The organism is Qipengyuania sp. L-5Y (genome assembly GCF_056859455.1).
The window spans coordinates 120,882-139,075 of sequence record NZ_JBSXOM010000029.1; the positions used below are offsets into that span (position 1 = coordinate 120,882).

An 18,194-nucleotide genomic window follows, 5' to 3' on the forward strand; every position below is an offset into this window, starting at 1 on the left:
GGGTGAGGGTTTTGCCATGACCGTGAGGGTTCGCGTCATCCCCTGTCTCGATGTGCGCGACGGGCGCGTGGTGAAGGGCGTCAATTTCGTCGATCTCAAGGATGCGGGCGATCCGGTAGAACAGGCCCAGGCCTATGACCGGGCAGGCGCCGACGAGCTCTGTTTTCTCGATATTTCGGCCAGTCATGAAGGACGCGGCACGCTCCTCGACATGGTACGCCGCACGGCGGAGTTCTGTTTCATGCCGCTGACCGTCGGAGGCGGCGTGCGCAGTGTCGAGGATGCCCGCGCATTGCTGCTGGCCGGCGCCGACAAGGTCGCCGTCAATTCGGCTGCCGTATCCCGCCCTGAACTGGTGCGGGAGATTGCCGAAAAGTTCGGCAGCCAGTGCGTGGTTGCCAGTGTCGATGCCCGCGCCGCAACGAGCGGTTCGGTGCGCGGCTGGGAGATATTCACCCATGGCGGACGCAAGCCGACCGGTATCGATGCCATCGAACACGCGGTCAGGCTGGCGGAACTGGGCGCGGGGGAATTGCTGGTCACATCGATGGATGGCGACGGCACCAAGCAGGGATACGATGTCGAACTGACTAGGGCGATCGCGGATTCGGTTTCCGTGCCGGTGATCGCCAGCGGAGGCGTCGGCACGCTAGAGCATCTGGTGGAAGGCGTGACGCGCGGCCACGCCAGTGCCGTTCTGGCCGCCTCGATCTTTCATTTCGGGGAACATACCATCGCCGAAGCGCATGCTGCCTTGCGCGCGGCTGGGTTGCCGGCGCGCGGTTAGGGGGTTTCGTCCCGCGGCGGGACGACCCGACTTGATTGCAGGCGCCAGGCAAAGAAGGTGGTAAGGGCGCCCCATGACCCTCCAGTTCGTCTCGCTTGCTGCGCATATTGCGAATATCGGAGGTTCCACTGCCATGCACCTGCAAATGGTCGAACCCAGTGCCATGGTGCTGGTTCTGATCGGGCTAGCCGGTGTGGTGGTCGGGCGTTTCCTGCTGGGACGTAACCCGGATTGACGCTGTAAGGGCGGTCCGTGCATAGCGCGGGTCATGGAAACGCTATCCCGCCTCGAACAGACGATCGCGCAGCGACGTACGGCCGATCCGTCCCAGAGCTATGTCGCGAGCCTCCATGCCAAGGGCCTGCCGCAGATCGCCCGCAAGCTGGGCGAGGAAGGCGTCGAAGCCGCGGTTGCAGTCCTTTCGGGAAGCGGTGAGGAACTGGTCGGCGAAGCAGCCGATATTCTCTTCCACCTGATTGTCGCCCTGAATGCGCGCGACGTTCCGCTTGCCGATGTTCTGGCCGAACTCGACCGGCGCGAGGGCGTTTCGGGTATCGAGGAAAAAGCCAGCAGGAGCGCGTAATGCCGATCGATCCGACCCAGCCGTATGACGACGACAATATCTTCGCCAAGATCTTGCGGGGCGAGATACCATCGAACAAGGTCTACGAGGACGAGTGGGCTTACGCCTTCGAAGATATCAATGCGCAGGCGCAGGTCCATGTGCTGGTCATTCCCAAGGGGCGATATGTCAGCTGGGACGATTTCAGCGCAAAGGCGGGGCCGGACGAGATCGCCGGTTTCGTCCGCGCTGTCGGCAAGGTCGCCCGCGATCTTGGGCTGGTGGAGCCCGGTTATCGCATGATGGCGAATATCGGCGCGCACGGGGGCCAGGAGGTCCCGCATCTGCATGTCCATCTCTTCGGCGGCGAGCCGCTGGGGCCGATGATTGCGAGGGGACGCGGGGCGGGCAAGTAAGTCGACCCGGTCCTGCGGCGAAGCCGGAAAGAGGTTGACCGAATCCCCGGGGCCGGTTAACGGGCCGCTTGATTTCGGCGCGTCGGAGCACCATCTCCGGCGCGCATTTATTTCACGAGAGACATCATGAAGATCCGCAACAGCCTCAAGTCGCTCAAGAGCCGTCATCGCGATTGCCGCGTGATCCGCCGCCGTGGGCGCACCTATGTTATCAATAAGACCAACCGCCGTTTCAAGGCCCGCCAGGGCTAATTGCGGCTCCGCCCGATAAGGGCGGATGCGTTGTTCGACCGGCCCGGCTCCGATGAGGAGTGCGGGCCGTTCGTGTTTGAGGTGGCGTGATGCAGGTCGAAGCGGTCGTGTTCGATGTGGGGCGAGTGCTCTATCAATGGCGTCTCGCCCAGCTGTTCGAGAAGATCGTCGACGATCCGGTGCGTTTACAGACACTGCTCGATGACGTCGTGACCGAGGAATGGCATTTCCAGCACGATCAGGGAAAACCTCTGTCGGAAATGGTGCCGGAACGGATCGCGCAGTTCCCCGATTTCGAACCGGAAATCCGTGCTTATGCCGCGCGTTTCAACGAAACCATTCCGGGGCCGGTGCCCGGCAGTCATGCGCTGGTGGATCGGCTCGACAGACGCGGTGTGCCGCTATTCGCGATCACCAATTTCGGACATGAATTCTGGGCGGGCTTCAGGCCCACGGCACCCATATTCGATACGTTTCGCGATATCGTGGTGTCGGGTACGGAAAAGCTGGCCAAGCCCGACGCGGCAATCTTCGATCTTGCCGAGACGCGGTTCGGCTATCCGGCAGAAGCGATGCTCTTCATCGACGACAATCACGCCAATATCGAAGGTGCGGCGAACTGCGGCTGGCAGGTGCATCATTTCGTCGATGCGCCTCGACTGGAGGCTGATCTCGAGAGGCGGGGGCTGATATGAAAAAGACCCCGGCCTGAGCCGGGGTCCTGAGTTGCCACCCGATGGAGAGGGGTGGGGATCGACTGGATCATGCGTTGCACTTGGCAAGATTGTCGGCATCCAGCGCTTCATCCTTGGCCGTGAAGGATGTGATCTGGCCATGTTCGCGCTGCAGTTCGCGGCAGACGCGGAGCGGGCGCGAGTTGCTTTTCTGCGCGACACAGGTGGTGCCCTTGCAAGCCCAAGCCACGCCGCCAGCGATAGTGGTCGATGTCTTGGTCACCGGCTGTGCCAGTTCGACGGTGTAGAACATGGAGCCGGATTTTGCTTCCGCGCTGGACGGGGCGATGGCGGCGCCGAAGATGAGCGTGGTGTAAGCAAATGCGGCCGCAAGCGCGCCGACATTGGTTGATCGCGAGAGAGTGGTCATGAGAAGTCCCTTTCTAATTGCAAATTTTTCAACGGAGATTGCTGTTGTTGCAACTAGGTTGCAATTCGCAACTTATCCTGAAAGACCGGATAGCGACATAGGTTTCGTAATGCAACCTAAATTTGAAGAATTTGGCAAAATGGTTTTTTGCGCTAGATAGGTTTCTGGAAAAGGACTGAAATTATGGGCGAGATCCGCGAACCGCTGCGTGAACTGACCGAATGTGGCCTGCCACAGGCGTTGGAGGCGATGGGAGAACGATGGTCTTTCATGATTCTGCGCGCGAGTTTCAACGGGCTGCACCACTTCGAAGAATTTCTCACTGAACTGGGCATTGCCCGCAATATCCTGTCCAACCGTCTCGCCAAGCTGGTCGAAAACGGAATTCTCAAGCGGGACCCCTGTGCTGACGACAAGCGCAAGATCGAATATCGCCTGACCGAAAAAGGGCTGGACCTGCTCCCGGCCATGGTGGCTCTGCGCCAGTGGGGGCAGAAATACGGCGCAGAAGTGGTCGAAAATCCTGTGCTCGTCGACGAACGCGACCGGCTGCCGATCGGGCCGACGTCGATCCTCAGTCACGATGGCCGCATTCTCGGCCCGGCAGACCTTCACCTCGTCGAACGGAACAATCTCGGAATTCGTGCGGATGGATCAAAAGCCGAGGGCGGCGAGCCGATCGATCGGGGCGACGTCGTACAATTTACCGGCGGGCAGAAGACCAAGAACGCTGCTTGAGCAGTATGTACCCGCACAATCGGGCGAGGAGCCCCTGCTCACAGTGGTCTATCGCGCTGCAGCGCCTCTGATTCCGTAATCGATCCTTATTCTCACCCATTCGCCCACCATGGGGCGACCGCCTTTTTGCGGTGGGCGGACCTTGAATTGCCATGCCGCCGCCTGGACCGCGCGGCCAATGCCCGAGCCCTGAGGCGATTCGCCGACGATCACGCAATCTTCCACGCGGAAGTCGGGAGCGGTCCTGCAGTCGATCAGGCCCCAGCCGGGGCCTTGGGCAGTAGAAAGATAACCGGCCAGTTCATCATCATACGGTCGCCTGTACCAGCGAGCGGCATATAGCGGTTCGCCATTGGGCCCGCTGCCGGCGATGCGCGGCGTGTCCCCGGGGGCGGGAGTGTCTGGCGGGCCATAGGCCTGCGCGGGCGGACCCTGCGCCGGGGAAGCGGACGGCGCCTGTCTCGGCGTCTCCTGGAGCGAGAAATCGTTCCGCAGGATCGGTCTGGGGACTGGCACTGGCTGCGAAACGGGCGGCTGCGGTGTCGTTTCGTCCTGGGGTGGCTGTTCAGCAGTGGGCTGTTGCGGCGCTGGCGCCGGCGCGGCGGCAGAAGGTGCCGGGGCTTCGTCAGGCTGGTCTGCCTCATCGGGGGCCGACGTGAAAGCAACCAGCGTGTCGCGAACCTGACCTGCCTGCTCTTTCACCGATCCAAGTGAAAGCAGTATAAGAACCAACAGGGCTTCGAGCGCCAGTGCCAGCGCCAGTGCGGGCAACCGCTGGCGCAGTTCGGGACGTAGTTCGCCATAGCGTCGCCGCAGCGAATCGATCGGGGTGGTGCGTTCTGTCACGGATACTGCGGCGTTCTGACGTCAATGCCTCTAGCCGGCGCAAGCCGACAATTCATGCCTACCCCACGTATTTCCGCATGGGCCAAACGATGCGCAGTTACAAGAAAAGCATAGGGGCGTGTGAATATCACCGCTCAGTGCCACCGTGACGTCATCGTTAAAACGATCTCAACACGTCGCCGTCACAAAATGGCATTTCGCGAATCCAACCCTGCAGCGCGGACGGGCCATTGTGATCGAAATCGAAGTTCAGAATGAAACGCACCAGGACGTGCATCGTATCAAAGCGATGTGTGTGCCGCGCATTGGCGAAGGCATCCGACTGAAAGAGCCGAACGGGCAATGGGCGTCCTACGACATTCTCGATGTCTGGTATCAACAGGCCGAATTCGGCGAAATATGGGTGCCGTACATTCATGTCCGCATGACCCCGGAAGAACTGAAGGCGATCGAGATGTCGCGGGCGAACCCGCTGGTCGATCGCGGTCAGCAGATGCCGATCGAGGATTTCCTCAAGAAATTCGAAGGCGATTACGAACACGAAACGGTCAGGCTCAACCTCGACATGAGCGAGGATTGATCGCCACGCGTCATGGCGCTGCGGTCGAGGGCCATCAGGCTCTGGGCGCCTGTCTGCGATAACTGAGCGCCTCAGCAACATGGATCCGGCCGACTTCCTCTGCACCGGCGAGATCGGCGATCGTACGCGCCACGCGAAGCATGCGCGTATAGCTGCGTGCCGACAGGCGCATGGCTGTTGCCGCCTGCATAAGTAGTTGCCGCCCGGCCTCGTCAGGTGTGGCAAAATGTTCCAGCGCGTCCCCTTCGAGATCCGCATTGGTCCGGGCCTTCGTCGCATCGAACCGGGCTGTCTGCCGCTCTCGCGCCTGTGACACGCGCGCGGCAACTTGTGCGCTCCCCTCTGCCGGGGGCGGAAGGGCAAGGTCGGCGGCGCTGACCGGATCGACCTCGACATGCAGATCGATCCTGTCGAGCATGGGGCCGGAAACCTTGCTCTGATAATCGGCGGCACACCGCGGCGCCCGGCTACAGGCCAGCGCGGCATCGCCCAGATGGCCGCAGCGACATGGGTTCATAGCCGCGACAAACTGGACGTTGGCGGGAAAGGACACGTGCGCATTGGCACGCGCAACATCGACCTTGCCTGTCTCGAGCGGCTGTCGCAGCGAATCGAGCACGGCACGCTGGAATTCCGGCAATTCATCGAGGAACAGGACGCCCAGATGCGCGAGGCTGACCTCGCCTGGCTTGACCCGCAACCCTCCGCCAGTGAGCGCTGCCATGCTCGCCGAATGGTGCGGCGCGCGAAACGGACGGGCGCGGCTGATACGCCCTTCTTCCAGCGTTCCGGCCACGGACTGCACCATGCTGACCTCCAGTGCTTCCGACGGCGAAAGCGGAGGGAGAATGCCGGGAAGGCAGCTGGCCAGAAGGCTCTTGCCCGCGCCGGGAGGCCCGATCATCAGGAGATTGTGTCCGCCTGCCGCAGCGATTTCCAGCGCGCGCTTTGCAGTTTCCTGCCCTTTGACCTGCTTGAGATCGCTACCGACCGGTTCGCTTTCGACCACGCCGGGTTCCGGATCGGGCAGACGCTGAGTTCCCTTCAGATGATTGAGCAGACTGGCGAGATCGGGGGCCGCGCATACCGGGACTTCGCTCGCCCAGCGTGCTTCCGACCCCTGAGCCCTGGGGCAGATAAGTCCGATTTCCTGCTCGCTTGCATGGATGGCGGCGAGCAGGACGCCCGGCGAGGGTACGATTCGCGCGTCGAGCGCCAGTTCCCCTACCGCGATCCAGTCGCCCAACTGTTCCGCATCCGTGACCCCCATTGCGGCAAGCAGGGCGAGTGCGATGGGAAGATCGTAATGCGATCCTTCCTTCGGCAGGTCGGCCGGGGACAGATTGATGGTGATTCGCTTGGGCGGCAAGGCAAGCCCCATGCTCGACAGCGCGGCGCGAACGCGTTCCTTGCTTTCGCCGACGGCCTTGTCCGCCAGCCCGACGATATTGAACTTGGGCAAGCCCGGCGCGACGGAGCATTGCACCTCTACGCTGCGCGCTTCCAACCCTAGATAAGCGACCGTTTTTACTAGTGCGACCAGAGTTAACCCCCACCCCGAATTCGCCCGTGTGATGACGGCAAGCCAGACGAATGTCGAGCGGAAAGCGGGTTCAGAACCACGGCGAAGAATCATGCCTAACAACACTTTAGGCATATGCATTGGCAAGCTGGAAACTTGCCCTGCTGCACGCATGCGGGATGTTTCGCTTTGCTGCGCTCCTGCTGTCCGCCCTCGGCGCCCTGATCGCATCGCCGATTTCCGCGCAATCGCTGGCGCTGGTCAATCTGCCAGTGGTGTATGTGTCGATATCCTCCGTACAAAAGACACATCAGGGGCAGGCGATCGCTTCGACCGGGGCAGCCCGACCGACGGTCCCGCAACATGCAGAAACCCTGCAGTTCGCTGCGATCCGCCCGCAAGCCTATGAGGCTGCGGCCTTGCCCGCCTGGACACCGCCCGCATTCGTCGACCGCCGTTTCCGCAGTTATCGCAACGGCATCGCACAATATGGGCCGTTCCTCGTACTCGACGACAGGCGGGTGGCCATGATCGGTGAAACCGATGCTTCCACGCCCGGCCAGTTTCGCGCGATGTTGAGGGATTTCCCCCGTCTGCGCCAGCTCGACTTGGTCGAATGTCCGGGCACCCAGGACGATCGCGCAAATCTCAGGTTGGGGCGCATGATTCGCGCTGCGAGGCTGGTAACTCATGTTCCGGCCATCGGGTCGGTACGGTCGGGCGCGGTCGAGCTTTTCTTCGCCGGCGTTCAGCGGGACATCAGCCAGGGTGCCGAATTCGCAGTGCATAGCTGGATGGATCCCTATGGCCGCGAGGCGGGTGATTTCTCGATCGATTCACCGGAAAACCGGCAGTATCTCGATTACTATCGCGAAATGGGGATGAGCAGCGATCAGGCGCGTGCCTTTTACGATTTCACCAATTCCGTACCGCATCACGGCGCCTTGTGGCTTGGTGCCGGCGACATGCGCCGCTGGACTGGACACCCCCAGCCTGCCACGGTGCGCGCGCAGTCAAAGCCGGTGCAACCGGCCCCGAAACTGGCCTATGCCGACGTTACTTTCTCTTGACGACAAGGCGGGCTTCGCCTAATCGCGCGGCCCTGTAGGCGGTCGCTGGCAGCAGCGGCCCTTTTTGTTGGCGCGATTCGTACGTGCCGAAACTGAACGAAATTCTTTTGTAAGGACGATCCGATGAAGCGGACATTCCAGCCCTCGAACCTCGTGCGTGCACGCCGCCACGGTTTCTTCGCTCGCAAGGCTACTCCGGGTGGCCGCAAGGTTCTCCGCGCTCGCCGCGCCCGCGGCCGCAAGAAGCTCTGCGCGTGATATGAGCCGCTGCGCCTCAGGCGTGGCGACAATCACCGAAAATGCTGGCGGGCTCCCATTCGGGGGCCCGTTCGCGTATCTGGCTTCCATGCATCCATCTCTTTCCGTGATCGGCAAGCGCAGCGACTTCCTCGCTGCGAATCGGGGGTTGCGCGTTGCGCGCCCGGGATTCGTGCTGCTGGCCAATCCCAATGGCGGGAAGGGCATGCGGTACGGCATAACGGTGACCAAGAAGGTCGGTAACGCCGTGGTCCGCAACCGGATGAAGCGGCGCTTTCGCGAACTCCTGTGGGCGGCGCTGCCGGAAGGCGGGCTGCCCGACCATGACCACATCCTTATCGGCCGTGACGGCGGTGTGGAGCGTGATTTCGCTGCCTTGCGCACCGAACTGGCCGCGGCCCTCACCCGCGCCGCGGAAAACAAGGGTGACCGCCCGCGGCCGCCGCGTCACCGCCGGAGCCGCCGGGCATGAAGTATCCGCTCATCTGGATTGCCCGCTTCTGGCAGTTGGGGCCCAGCCTCATTCTGCCTTCCACCTGCCGCTATCAGCCATCCTGCAGCCAGTACGCCATAGAGGCGTTGACGAAATACGGTGCGATCAAGGGTGGATGGTTGGCGACGAAGCGTATAATGCGCTGCCACCCCTGGGGCGGTCATGGCCACGACCCGGTGCCCTAGCACTGTCTTGACAGGCTAAGACACCGCCCCACATTCAGATTTTCGACCGGACATAGACGGGACCGACCTTGGACAACCATCGCAACGTGATCATCGCCATTGCGCTTTCCTTCCTGCTGCTCGTGGGCTGGACTTCGGCGATGGACTTTTTCTATCCGCAGCCCGAACAGGCTCTGGTTCAGGACAAGGCCGATACCCCGGCCGAACAGGCTGCCATTGCCGATGGGCAGGCGCCCGCTGCGACGCGCCACACGCGCACCGGCGGGCTCGTCGATCCGGCGCTGCAGGCTCAGGAAAAAGCCGACCTCAAGACGGCGCTGGCCAGCCCGCAGCGTATCCGCATCGACGCACCGCGCGTTGCCGGCTCGATCAATCTGCGCGGCGGCGTGGTCGACGACGTGGTCCTCAAGGATCACATGGAAGGAACAGGCGACGACAGCGAGCCGGTACGCCTGTTCTCGCCGAACGGGACGCCCGCCCAGCAATTCGCGCAGTTCGGTTATCTCATCAACGGCACGCGCATTGCCGACGATGCCGTCTGGCAGGCCGATGGCCGTGTCCTCACCAGCGAAACGCCGGTGACGCTGACGCACGACCTGGGTGACGGCGTCAGCGCGTCGATCCGCTATTCGATCGACGACGAATACATGTTCACGGTCGAACAGAAAGTTACCAATACCGGGACGAACCCGGCGGTCGTTCAGCCCTATGGCTACGTCAACCGGACCAGCCGCACCGCGAGCGAGGATCTCTGGATCGCGCATTCCGGACCGATCGGCGTGTTCGCCGACGCGGCCGATTACGGCATCGATTACGACGATGTCGACGAAGCGCAGACCATCACACCGGCCGGTCGGCCGAGCTGGTCGGGCTTTGCCGATATCTACTGGCTGTCGGCCCTGGTGCCGCAGACCGGCAGCGCGCCGACCGCGACATTCCGGGCACTCGGTAACGAAATCTACCGTGCCGACATGATCTACGATGCGGTGACCCTTCCCGCAGGCCAGGCGCTGACGACCACGTCGCGGCTGTTTGCCGGGGCGAAGGAAAGCGTCGTGCTCGATCGTTATGAGGACGCTGGCCTGCAGAAATTCGGCCTCGCCATCGACTGGGGCTGGTTCCGCTGGTTCGAAAAGCCGATGCTGTGGCTGCTGCGTACGATCTACGAAGCCGTGGGCAATTTCGGCATCGCGATCATCGCGCTGACCTTCATCGTGCGCGGGCTCATGTTCCCGATCGCGCAGAAGGGCTTCGCGAGCATGGCCGAGATGAAGGCCATCCAGCCGAAGATGAAAGCCATCCAGGAAAAGTACAAGGACGACAAACAGAAGCAGCAGCAGGAGATCATGGCCCTGTACAAGCAGGAGAAGGTGAACCCTGTTGCCGGGTGCCTGCCCATGCTGTTGCAGATCCCGGTCTTCTTCGCGCTCTACAAGGTTCTGGTTCTCGGCATCGAGATGCGGCACCGCGAATTCCTCTGGATCAAGGATCTGGCCGCGCCCGATCCGGCAAACCTCGCCAATGCGCTCTCGCTCGTCGGCATTCAGGTGCCGCAGTTTCTGATGATCGTCTTCGGCATCGGCGTGCTGGCTGTCATGCTGGGCTTCACCATGTGGCTGACGTTCAAGCTCAACCCGAGTGCTATGGATCCGATGCAGCAGCAGATTTTCAACATCATGCCGTGGATCCTGATGTTCGTGATGGCACCGTTCGCGGCAGGGCTGCTGCTGTACTGGGTCACCTCGAACATCCTTACAGTGGCGCAGCAGAAGTACCTCTACTCACGGCATCCGCAGCTGCGCGCTGCCATAGACGAGGAAAAGGCAAAGAAGGCTGCCGAAGCCGAAGCGAAGGCCAGGGGATGAGCGACGAACAAGCAGCCGAACGGGCCGAGCTCGAACGGCGCGCGAACAAGCTGTTTTCGGGGCGGGTGGATTTTCTCCTCTCGGCCCCGCAGCTCAAGTTCCTGCCTGAACCGACCGTGCCGGAGATCGCCTTCTGCGGTCGTTCCAATGTGGGCAAGAGTTCGCTGCTCAACGCGCTGACGGGACGCAAGGCTATCGCACGCGCCTCCGTCACGCCCGGGCGGACGCAGGAGCTGAACTTCTTCGAAGTCGGCGACCCGACCGTTTTCCGCCTGGTCGACATGCCCGGCTATGGCTTTGCCAAGGCGCCGGTGAAAGTGGTCGAGAAGTGGAAGGCGCTGGTCCGCACCTATCTGCGCGGCCGGCCCGTCCTCGCGCGCACGCTCGTGCTGGTCGACGGGCGCCATGGCCCCAAGGATGTCGACCGCGAAATGATGAAGATGCTCGACGAGGCGGCGGTGGGTTACCGCGTCGTCCTGACCAAGGCCGACAAGATGAAGGCGAGCGAACTTGCCAAGATCATCGAAGCCACCCAAGCCGAAGCGCGCAAGCATGTCGCTGCCTATCCCGACATCCACGTAACCAGCGCGGAAAAGGGCATGGGCATCGCCGAACTGCGCGCTGCCGTGCTGAGGGATGCTGGGGTCTAGCCCGTAATTCTTCCAGCCAAACGGCTGGGCGAATACGACCCGAATTCAGCCCAGCGTGCCGATGAAAAAGCCCAATACGGCAAACATCAGTCCGAATGTAATTGCATTTTGCTTGAATGACTTATGGGGTCCGAAGGGTGCCCTGTCGGGATCCGCCCCCTCACCGGCGGAAAATTTCGCCCTGCGCACTTCATGACCTTTGCGGCTGGTTGGATTGGTCATAACCCACGCCATGCCGGCACCGCCGATGGCCCCCATAATCACTGCCATTATTAACGCCGCCATCCGACACTCCTCATCATCTTTTCGTAAATTAAGCAAAGCGTCTCGCCGCGAGCAATAGCCAATCGGTTGAATGGGTTACATCTGCGGCAGTGCTAAGCTTACGATCATGCCCTCGCACAGCGTGACAGAAGGTGAAGCGCGCGAACGTCCCAAGATTATCGAGGCTACCGAAGCGCGAGGCCCAAGGCACGCGACCACACCCGGCGAAGGATCGGGATTGGGGCGTCAGCAGACACACGAAAGCATCCGGCGGCGAGCCCGGACCGTAATGCCTACAGAACAAGATCACGCGGCCGGGGCGAACCTTGCGCGAGACGCGCGGCGTAGCCCGGGAGCGGGATGGCGGTGGCCGGGTAGTATCGGCGCGGTTCGCGTGGCTGCCTGCCGGGCCTCGTGCGAAGGGGCGGTAAGCCGTATCGCACGGATATTTCATGCACTACCGGAGCCTTGAGGCGGGAGGGCATGAACACGAACCTGAACCCCGATTATACTCGAGTGCGACATGGGCAATCGGTGCGACGGGGAGGGTTCGCCTTACAAAGCGTGGAGCCCCAGCCGCTGTCCGCGCGGGCGAAAGGGCCCCGCAACCGCTATCGTACTGCCTGCCGCATCCGGTGAAGGAGGAGAGGTGTCCTTGCGATCCGGATGAGGTCATCCGATCCCGATCTGGACGCCCGCGCCTTTCGCACCGGCCGCGTTACCCTTTTGGACACCGCCGTCGCGGGCCATGGGGGCAAGGAAGGGGGTGCACCAGCTTTCGCGCCCTCCCGATCCGGCGTGGGCTATGCCGAAAAGGTACATGAAAGTCAAGTATTTAGCGCAGAAATAGGATTGTTCGAGAGGGGGTCCTACGGCTGGTGGCGGGCATGGCTGCGGTCATCGACGAGACGGCGATGACGCGCCGGACCAGGCTGGATTCCCGCCTGCGCGGGAATGACGAGAGCTGGTGTGGGACGGGACGCCGACCTCGCGCTCGGAACCTCAATACCTGCCGCGTCGTAGTTTGGAAAAAGACGAGGCGCTGGAATGACCGCAACACCGCAACGCACCAAGCTACACGATGCTTTAAACGTGTTCGTAGGCAAATGGACCGCTCATGGCATCTCCTACGGCGGAACCGACCAGAGCGGAGAAGATCCGAAGAGCAATGGTGAAACGTGGGTGAGCACGCACGAAGCCAACTGGCACACCGGTCGCTTCTTCATCGTTCAGGACGAGCGCGCCGATATTGCCGGAAGTCGTTTCGACACGATGAGTTTCATCGGCGTCGGCGACGATGGAAAATATTTCTCACGAAGTATCGAGAACCACGGCTTCTACCGAGATTATGATGTCATCCACGAGGGCGATACTTGGCGGTTCGAAGGATCGAGTGAACGCGCCATTGTGAAGTTTGAAGATGAAGGGCGGAGACAGGTTTGGATGTGGGAATGGAAACCCGCCGATACCTGGCTCCCCCTTTGTGACCGTATCGCTACAAAGATCGATTAACTAGTGCTGCCCATGGTCTGCTTTAGGCGCTGACAGGCTGGCTGGTCCGCCCCATGACCTGACGAAAGCACGTTTCGACGGAAGCAGGGAGCATTTGCCGGAAGCTCTACCCTTGTCCCCGAACGGAACCTCGCCTTCCGGTTGCCATTGGTAGAGGAGAGTTCGCGCAGACGGATTGCAGGGAGAGGTCGACAACCTTGTACGGGGAAAGCCGAATGCTCGACCGGATCAATGATTTCATCGGTGCCGATATCGGCCTTCATGGAGAGGTGGCGGAAGCGGTTCTGATCGCCGTGCTCGTCGCGATGGTTGCATTGGCTATGCATTGGCTGGTGTTCCGCGGGCTGCAGCACCTTTCCGATGCAAGTGGCAGCAAGGCCGACAATATCGTCGTGTCCCGGCTCCGGCGTCCCACGCGTTTCGCCATTCTCGCGCTCGCTCTGATTATCGTGGCGCGGGAATTGCCGCTTCTGGACGAAATCTGGCAGAAGGTCGCCGGCTTTGTCATGCCTGCCCTGATCGGCTGGATGGTTCTGGCGGTCCTGCATGCCCTGGTGAACACCATGGCCCTGAGCGCGGACGTTTCGGTCGAAGACAATCTGCGCGCACGGCGAAGGCGGACCAAGCTCGCCATGTTCAACCGCATCGCCACTTTCCTGGTGATTTTCGTAACGGTCGGGGTGATGCTTCTATCGATCCCGGGGGTGCGCGATATCGGCATGACACTGGTCGCGTCGGCCGGTCTTGCCGGACTGGCGGTGGGTGCTGCTGCACAGCCTGCGCTGCGTTCGCTCATCGCCGGGGTGCAGATGGCGGCCACGGAACCGATCAACATCGACGATGTCGTGATCATCGAGGGTGAGTGGGGCTGGATCGAAGAGATCCGCACGACCTATGTGGTCGTCAAGATATGGGACGAAAGGCGACTGATCGTCCCCACGACCAAGTTTCTTGAAGAGCCATTCCAGAACTGGACGAAGACGACAGCCAAGCTGCTCGGCACGGTCTTTCTCTATCTCGACCCGGCAGCGCGGGTGGAGCCGATCCGGCAGGAATTCGAAAGGCAGATCAACGCCAACAAGCGCTGGGACGGACGCGTTCAGGTTACGCAGGTGACGGAGACGACGCGCGATACCAAGGAAGTCAGGCTTCTGATGAGCGCCAAGGATTCGCCAACCCTGTTCGATTTGCGGTGCGATATCCGCGAAGGGATCACCGACTGGATATCGGAAAACTGCCCCGAAGCCTTCGCGCGCAATCGATGGATCGAGGAAACCGGGAGAGAGGCGGCCAGTTCTTGAGAGGCTTGGCGGGAAGGTGTCCCGAACCGGCTACGTCGCAAACAGCATCGCATCGTCGGCGAAGGCCTTCATCTCCAGCGCATTACCGCTGGGATCGCGGAAGAACATCGTGGCCTGTTCGCCGGGCTGGCCCCTGAAGCGGATCGTCGGTTCGATCGCGAACTCGACCCCGGCCGCCGTCAGCCTGTCGGCCAGGTCCTGCCAGTCTTCCATGGCGAGCACGATGCCGAAATGCGGCACCGGAACGCCGTGGCCATCGACGTGATTGCTTGTCCGATCTCCAGCCCCGCCGGGGGCGAGATGAGCGACGATCTGGTGGCCGTAGAAGTCGAAATCGACCCATTCGTCGCTCGAGCGCCCTTCGCGGCAGCCCATGGCATCACCATAAAACTCCCGCGCCGCGGCGAGATCGTGGACGGGAAAGGCGAGGTGGAACGGGCGCAATGTCATGGTGATGGAATAGGCGAGCGTTTGACATTTTCCTACAGCCACCTGCGCCTGGCGCCATGGGCTTCCTGTTCAAACCCATCGCTCCGTATAATGCCAGGATCTGCTCCACCGTTCAGCATCGACAGCGACCGGATGAACGCCTAACCCCCAGACGAATCGCAAGGGGCACCGCATGAAGCTCATCATCGGCAACAAGAACTATTCCAGCTGGTCGCTGCGCGGGTGGCTCGCCGCCAAGCAATCGGGCCTGTCGTTCGAGGAAATCGTCGTACCGCTGTTCGGCGAGAACTGGGAAGCCGACAAGCATGGCGGTCAGATCCGACCTTCGTCGGGCAAGGTGCCGCTGCTGTGGGATGGCGACGCGGTGGTGTGGGACAGCCTCGCCATTCTCGAATATCTCGCCGACAAGGTCGGGCGCGACCGGTTCTGGCCCAAGGATGCCGTGGCGCGGGGCATGGCCCGATCGATGGTTTCCGAAATGCACTCGTCCTATGCCGCGCTGCGCGGCGAATGCCCGATGAATGTGCGCAAGCGCTTCGACGGTTTCGAGCCGAGCGAGGCATGCAAGGCCGACATCCTGCGTATCCTCGGCCTGTGGGCCGAAGCGCGCAGCCGTTTCGGCAGCGGTGGGCCGTTCCTGTTCGGCACTTTCGGCGCGGCGGACGTATTCTTCGCCCCGGTCGTGTCACGTTTCATCAGCTATCAGATCCCCGTCCCGGGTTTCGCCGCCGCCTATATGCAGGCGCTGTGGGAACATGAGTGGATGGAAGCATGGATCGCCGCATCGGAAAACGAAGAATGGGTTATCGAACAATACGAAACGGTTGGCTGACCGCCATAGCTGCGCTGAGCGCGCTGTTCCTCCCCGCGCAGGCGCAGGCATGGGGCTTTTACGCCCATACCGTGACCGCCGACATCGCGATGGAGAACGTGCGGCCTGAAACACGGGCGAAGATTGCACGGCTGCTTCGGGCATCGCCGATGCTCGGCACGCCCGATTGCGCCATCGAAACGTTGCAGGATGCGGCCGTATGGCCGGATTGCCTGCGCGGTGCCTACTGGCGGTGGGGTTACACCTTTTCGTGGCACTACCAGACGGAGCCGGTGACCGAGGAGTACGACGCGCGCAAGAACTGTTCCGGCCTCAACTGCGTCAGCGCGCAGGTCGAACGCAACCAGCGTATCCTTGCCGATGAAAGCCTGCCCGACAATGTGCGCGTGGAGGCGCTGGCGTTCCTCGTCCACTTCATCGGCGACATCCACATGCCGCTGCATTCGGGCGACCTCGACGATCGCGGCGGCAACGATCGCGAAACGACCTACGGGATCGTGCCCGGGCTCAATCTCCACTGGGTGTGGGACGGCCCGCTGGCCGAACGTGCGATCAGCGGCGATCCCCCGGTAGCCCGGCGGTATACGGCGCAGGAGCGCGCCGAACTGGCCGGCGGCACGTCCGCCGACTGGGGTCGGGAAAGCTGGGAAATCGCGCGGGAATTCATCTATCCCGAAACCTTCGGCTGCGATCCATGCGAGGGGGATCTGCCTGACGAGGTCGACATGTCGCAGGCGATCATCGACCGCTCGCTGCCGATCGCCCGGCGCCGGGTCTTGCAGGCTGGACTGCGCATGGCCGATTATCTCGACGCGGCGTTCGAGCCCGGCCCCCTGCCGGAGCCGGCGAGCGATTAGGGAACGCGTTTGGTAGGGTAGGGCGTGCCGTCCTTGCGGGTATAACCATCCGGCCCGAAGACCATGTCGATATCGGGATATGCGCCCGAATCGCGGGCCTTGTCGCCCGCGCTCACCGCCACGAACACACAATCGGAAGTGGACCGGTTGTGCAGCCGATGCCCGTTTTCCACGCCCGCCGCCCAGGCGAGGACATCGCCCGGTCGAACGATGCTTTCTCCCTCGTCCTCGATCAGCACGGCCTCGCCGGCGAGCATGACGACCAATTCGTCTTCGAGGCGGTGCCAGTGCCGCTGCGAGGAAAAGGCGCCCGGCTTGAGCGTAACGTGGCTTGCCCCCATACGGGTGAGGCCCGATGCCGGAGCAAGGCGGCGATACCAGCGCCCCTGTACGTCCTCATCGAACGGCGCTGGATAACCGGTGGCATTGGTCTGGGGAATGGCATCGAGATCGAGCTTGGGCATTGTCGTACACTCCTGCTAGCGACGCAGGAATGACGCAAGTTATCGACCTCGCCAAGCGACTGATGGCCGCACCCAGCATCACCCCGGCTACCGGATCGGTGTTCGACGCAATGGAAGCCATGCTCGCCCCTCTCGGTTTCGAGGTCACTCGCTTCATGCGCGGCGACGGGGAGGAAGGCACTCCCGAAGCGCCGGTGGAGAACCTGTTCGCCATCCGGCGCGGGCCCGAAGGGTCGAAGCATTTCGCTTTCGCCGGACATCTGGACGTCGTCCCGCCGGGCGGCGGCTGGGCGAGCGAGCCGTTCGAGCCGGAAGAGCGCGGCGACCTGCTTTACGGGCGCGGCGCGGTCGACATGAAGGGCGCGATCGCCTGCATGGTCGATGCGGTCGCGCAGGTTCCTGCCGATGCCGGCACCATCAGCTTCATCATTACCGGGGATGAAGAAGGCCCAGCACTGCATGGCACAAGGGCGATCATCGATTACATGGCCGCGGAGGGCATAACGCCCGATCTGTGCTTGGTCGGCGAGCCTACCAGCGTGAACCGCCTTGGCGATATGATGAAGATCGGCCGGCGGGGTTCGGTCAATATCTGGCTGGAGGTCGAGGGCACACAGGGGCATGTCGCCTATCCGCACCTTGCCGACAATCCGATCCCGAAGCTCGTCGCCATGCTCGCCGAACTGGATGCACTGGTACTCGATGAAGGGACCGACTGGTTCCAGCCGTCCAACCTCGAGATAACCGATCTCGAGGTCGGCAATCCGGCGCACAACGTCATCCCGGAAAAAGCAAAGGCGCGGATTTCCATCCGTTTCAACGACTGCCATTCGGGCGCGTCACTATCCGAACAGATCGCCGCCATTGCAAGAAAGCATGGCGGCACCGCCCTGCCGATCGTCAGCGGCGAACCCTTTCTGACGCCGCCGGGACAATTCTCGGACATCATCCATGCTGCAGTAAAGGCGGAAACCGGCGTCGAGCCCGAACCTTCCACCACCGGCGGAACGTCGGACGCCCGTTTCCTGCGGGCTGTGTGTCCGGTCATCGAATTCGGCCTGTGCAACGCAACCATGCACAAGCGCGACGAAGCTGTAGCCATGGCCGACCTTTCGACGCTAAGCCGCATCTATACGCGCATTGCTAGGGATGCGCTGGCCCGCTAGCGGACACGAGGGAGGGATCG

General features: G+C 62.1%; 26 protein-coding genes. 19 read left to right on the top strand and 7 right to left on the bottom strand.

Annotated features, from left to right (window positions below):
* Nucleotides 1-16 precede the first annotated feature (16 nt).
* The 6 genes from hisF to AC13F2_RS09595 all read left to right on the top strand — a co-directional run bounded on the left by hisF (nt 17) and on the right by AC13F2_RS09595 (nt 2,712).
* A complete protein-coding gene (gene hisF, locus AC13F2_RS09570) occupies nt 17-787 on the top strand; it encodes an imidazole glycerol phosphate synthase subunit HisF (RefSeq protein WP_482964271.1) in 771 nt (256 codons plus the stop codon).
* Between the two features lie 73 nt (nt 788-860).
* Nucleotides 861-1,022 (top strand): hypothetical protein, encoded by a 162-nt coding sequence (locus AC13F2_RS09575; RefSeq protein ID WP_482964270.1) that lies wholly within the window; start codon nt 861-863, stop codon nt 1,020-1,022.
* Between the two features lie 33 nt (nt 1,023-1,055).
* Nucleotides 1,056-1,370 carry a phosphoribosyl-ATP diphosphatase gene (locus AC13F2_RS09580; protein WP_221596200.1) on the top strand — a complete coding sequence of 105 codons (315 nt, stop codon included), beginning with the start codon at nt 1,056-1,058 and terminating at the stop codon, nt 1,368-1,370.
* Nucleotides 1,370-1,765 carry a histidine triad nucleotide-binding protein gene (locus AC13F2_RS09585; protein ID WP_221596198.1) on the top strand — a complete coding sequence of 132 codons (396 nt, stop codon included), beginning with the start codon at nt 1,370-1,372 and terminating at the stop codon, nt 1,763-1,765. The genes AC13F2_RS09580 and AC13F2_RS09585 overlap by 1 nt, the downstream gene beginning before the upstream one ends.
* A gap of 126 nt (nt 1,766-1,891) precedes the next feature.
* Nucleotides 1,892-2,017 (top strand): type B 50S ribosomal protein L36, encoded by a 126-nt coding sequence (gene ykgO, locus AC13F2_RS09590; RefSeq protein WP_006833921.1) that lies wholly within the window; start codon nt 1,892-1,894, stop codon nt 2,015-2,017.
* 89 nt (nt 2,018-2,106) lie between these two features.
* Nucleotides 2,107-2,712 (top strand): HAD family hydrolase, encoded by a 606-nt coding sequence (locus AC13F2_RS09595; RefSeq protein ID WP_221596196.1) that lies wholly within the window; start codon nt 2,107-2,109, stop codon nt 2,710-2,712.
* A 67-nt stretch (nt 2,713-2,779) separates the two neighbouring features.
* On the opposite strand, the gene AC13F2_RS09600 is transcribed toward AC13F2_RS09595, so the two are convergent.
* On the bottom strand, nt 2,780-3,121 hold the full coding sequence (locus tag AC13F2_RS09600; protein ID WP_103022329.1) for a DUF8200 family protein: 342 nt from the start codon (nt 3,119-3,121) through the stop codon (nt 2,780-2,782).
* Between the two features lie 183 nt (nt 3,122-3,304).
* On the opposite strand from AC13F2_RS09600, the gene AC13F2_RS09605 reads away from it, so the two are divergent.
* Nucleotides 3,305-3,859 (top strand): winged helix-turn-helix transcriptional regulator, encoded by a 555-nt coding sequence (locus tag AC13F2_RS09605; RefSeq protein ID WP_221596192.1) that lies wholly within the window; start codon nt 3,305-3,307, stop codon nt 3,857-3,859.
* A 48-nt stretch (nt 3,860-3,907) separates the two neighbouring features.
* On the opposite strand, the gene AC13F2_RS09610 is transcribed toward AC13F2_RS09605, so the two are convergent.
* Nucleotides 3,908-4,705, bottom strand: coding sequence for a hypothetical protein (locus tag AC13F2_RS09610; protein WP_482964269.1), 798 nt, complete (start codon nt 4,703-4,705; stop codon nt 3,908-3,910).
* A gap of 232 nt (nt 4,706-4,937) precedes the next feature.
* Between AC13F2_RS09610 and AC13F2_RS09615 the strand changes: the two genes are divergently transcribed.
* Nucleotides 4,938-5,285 carry a hypothetical protein gene (locus AC13F2_RS09615; protein ID WP_199797711.1) on the top strand — a complete coding sequence of 116 codons (348 nt, stop codon included), beginning with the start codon at nt 4,938-4,940 and terminating at the stop codon, nt 5,283-5,285.
* Between the two features lie 34 nt (nt 5,286-5,319).
* Here the strand turns inward: AC13F2_RS09615 and AC13F2_RS09620 are convergent, their stop codons facing one another.
* A complete protein-coding gene (locus AC13F2_RS09620) occupies nt 5,320-6,828 on the bottom strand; it encodes a YifB family Mg chelatase-like AAA ATPase (protein WP_482964319.1) in 1,509 nt (502 codons plus the stop codon).
* Nucleotides 6,829-6,947: 119 nt separating this feature from the next.
* On the opposite strand from AC13F2_RS09620, the gene AC13F2_RS09625 reads away from it, so the two are divergent.
* The 6 genes from AC13F2_RS09625 (at nt 6,948) to yihA (ending at nt 11,328) form a co-directional block, all read left to right on the top strand.
* Nucleotides 6,948-7,877 carry an alpha/beta hydrolase gene (locus tag AC13F2_RS09625; RefSeq protein WP_482964268.1) on the top strand — a complete coding sequence of 310 codons (930 nt, stop codon included), beginning with the start codon at nt 6,948-6,950 and terminating at the stop codon, nt 7,875-7,877.
* A 123-nt stretch (nt 7,878-8,000) separates the two neighbouring features.
* Nucleotides 8,001-8,135, top strand: coding sequence for a 50S ribosomal protein L34 (rpmH, locus tag AC13F2_RS09630; protein ID WP_057884309.1), 135 nt, complete (start codon nt 8,001-8,003; stop codon nt 8,133-8,135).
* A gap of 88 nt (nt 8,136-8,223) precedes the next feature.
* Nucleotides 8,224-8,607, top strand: coding sequence for a ribonuclease P protein component (rnpA, locus tag AC13F2_RS09635; RefSeq protein ID WP_482964318.1), 384 nt, complete (start codon nt 8,224-8,226; stop codon nt 8,605-8,607).
* Nucleotides 8,604-8,813, top strand: coding sequence for a membrane protein insertion efficiency factor YidD (gene yidD / locus AC13F2_RS09640; RefSeq protein WP_103022332.1), 210 nt, complete (start codon nt 8,604-8,606; stop codon nt 8,811-8,813). The genes rnpA and yidD overlap by 4 nt, the downstream gene beginning before the upstream one ends.
* A gap of 68 nt (nt 8,814-8,881) precedes the next feature.
* Nucleotides 8,882-10,678 carry a membrane protein insertase YidC gene (yidC, locus tag AC13F2_RS09645; protein WP_482964267.1) on the top strand — a complete coding sequence of 599 codons (1,797 nt, stop codon included), beginning with the start codon at nt 8,882-8,884 and terminating at the stop codon, nt 10,676-10,678.
* Nucleotides 10,675-11,328 carry a ribosome biogenesis GTP-binding protein YihA/YsxC gene (gene yihA, locus AC13F2_RS09650; RefSeq protein WP_482964266.1) on the top strand — a complete coding sequence of 218 codons (654 nt, stop codon included), beginning with the start codon at nt 10,675-10,677 and terminating at the stop codon, nt 11,326-11,328. Before yidC ends, yihA begins: the two co-directional genes overlap by 4 nt.
* A gap of 45 nt (nt 11,329-11,373) precedes the next feature.
* Here yihA and AC13F2_RS09655 read toward each other — a convergent pair whose 3' ends face one another.
* Together AC13F2_RS09655 and AC13F2_RS09660 are read right to left on the bottom strand one after the other, a co-directional pair.
* Nucleotides 11,374-11,598 (bottom strand): hypothetical protein, encoded by a 225-nt coding sequence (locus AC13F2_RS09655; protein ID WP_375245982.1) that lies wholly within the window; start codon nt 11,596-11,598, stop codon nt 11,374-11,376.
* A gap of 666 nt (nt 11,599-12,264) precedes the next feature.
* Complete coding sequence (locus tag AC13F2_RS09660; protein ID WP_482970464.1) at nt 12,265-12,423, bottom strand: hypothetical protein; 159 nt, start codon at nt 12,421-12,423, stop codon at nt 12,265-12,267.
* Nucleotides 12,424-12,639: 216 nt separating this feature from the next.
* Between AC13F2_RS09660 and AC13F2_RS09665 the strand changes: the two genes are divergently transcribed.
* On the top strand, nt 12,640-13,104 hold the full coding sequence (locus AC13F2_RS09665) for a hypothetical protein (RefSeq protein ID WP_482964323.1): 465 nt from the start codon (nt 12,640-12,642) through the stop codon (nt 13,102-13,104).
* A 215-nt stretch (nt 13,105-13,319) separates the two neighbouring features.
* Complete coding sequence (locus tag AC13F2_RS09670; RefSeq protein ID WP_482964324.1) at nt 13,320-14,405, top strand: mechanosensitive ion channel family protein; 1,086 nt, start codon at nt 13,320-13,322, stop codon at nt 14,403-14,405.
* Nucleotides 14,406-14,435: 30 nt separating this feature from the next.
* Here AC13F2_RS09670 and AC13F2_RS09675 read toward each other — a convergent pair whose 3' ends face one another.
* Nucleotides 14,436-14,855, bottom strand: coding sequence for a VOC family protein (locus AC13F2_RS09675; RefSeq protein WP_397489908.1), 420 nt, complete (start codon nt 14,853-14,855; stop codon nt 14,436-14,438).
* 172 nt (nt 14,856-15,027) lie between these two features.
* On the opposite strand from AC13F2_RS09675, the gene AC13F2_RS09680 reads away from it, so the two are divergent.
* Nucleotides 15,028-15,687, top strand: coding sequence for a glutathione S-transferase family protein (locus tag AC13F2_RS09680; protein WP_103022340.1), 660 nt, complete (start codon nt 15,028-15,030; stop codon nt 15,685-15,687).
* Nucleotides 15,654-16,544 (top strand): S1/P1 nuclease, encoded by an 891-nt coding sequence (locus AC13F2_RS09685; RefSeq protein ID WP_482964325.1) that lies wholly within the window; start codon nt 15,654-15,656, stop codon nt 16,542-16,544. Before AC13F2_RS09680 ends, AC13F2_RS09685 begins: the two co-directional genes overlap by 34 nt.
* Here AC13F2_RS09685 and AC13F2_RS09690 read toward each other — a convergent pair.
* Entirely contained in the window at nt 16,541-17,008 is a 468-nt protein-coding gene (locus AC13F2_RS09690) for a cupin domain-containing protein (protein WP_482964326.1), read from the bottom strand. The two genes, AC13F2_RS09685 and AC13F2_RS09690, sit on opposite strands and share 4 nt — an antisense overlap.
* 29 nt (nt 17,009-17,037) lie before the next feature.
* Between AC13F2_RS09690 and dapE the strand changes: the two genes are divergently transcribed.
* Nucleotides 17,038-18,174, top strand: coding sequence for a succinyl-diaminopimelate desuccinylase (dapE, locus tag AC13F2_RS09695; protein WP_482964327.1), 1,137 nt, complete (start codon nt 17,038-17,040; stop codon nt 18,172-18,174).
* Nucleotides 18,175-18,194 lie beyond the last annotated feature (20 nt).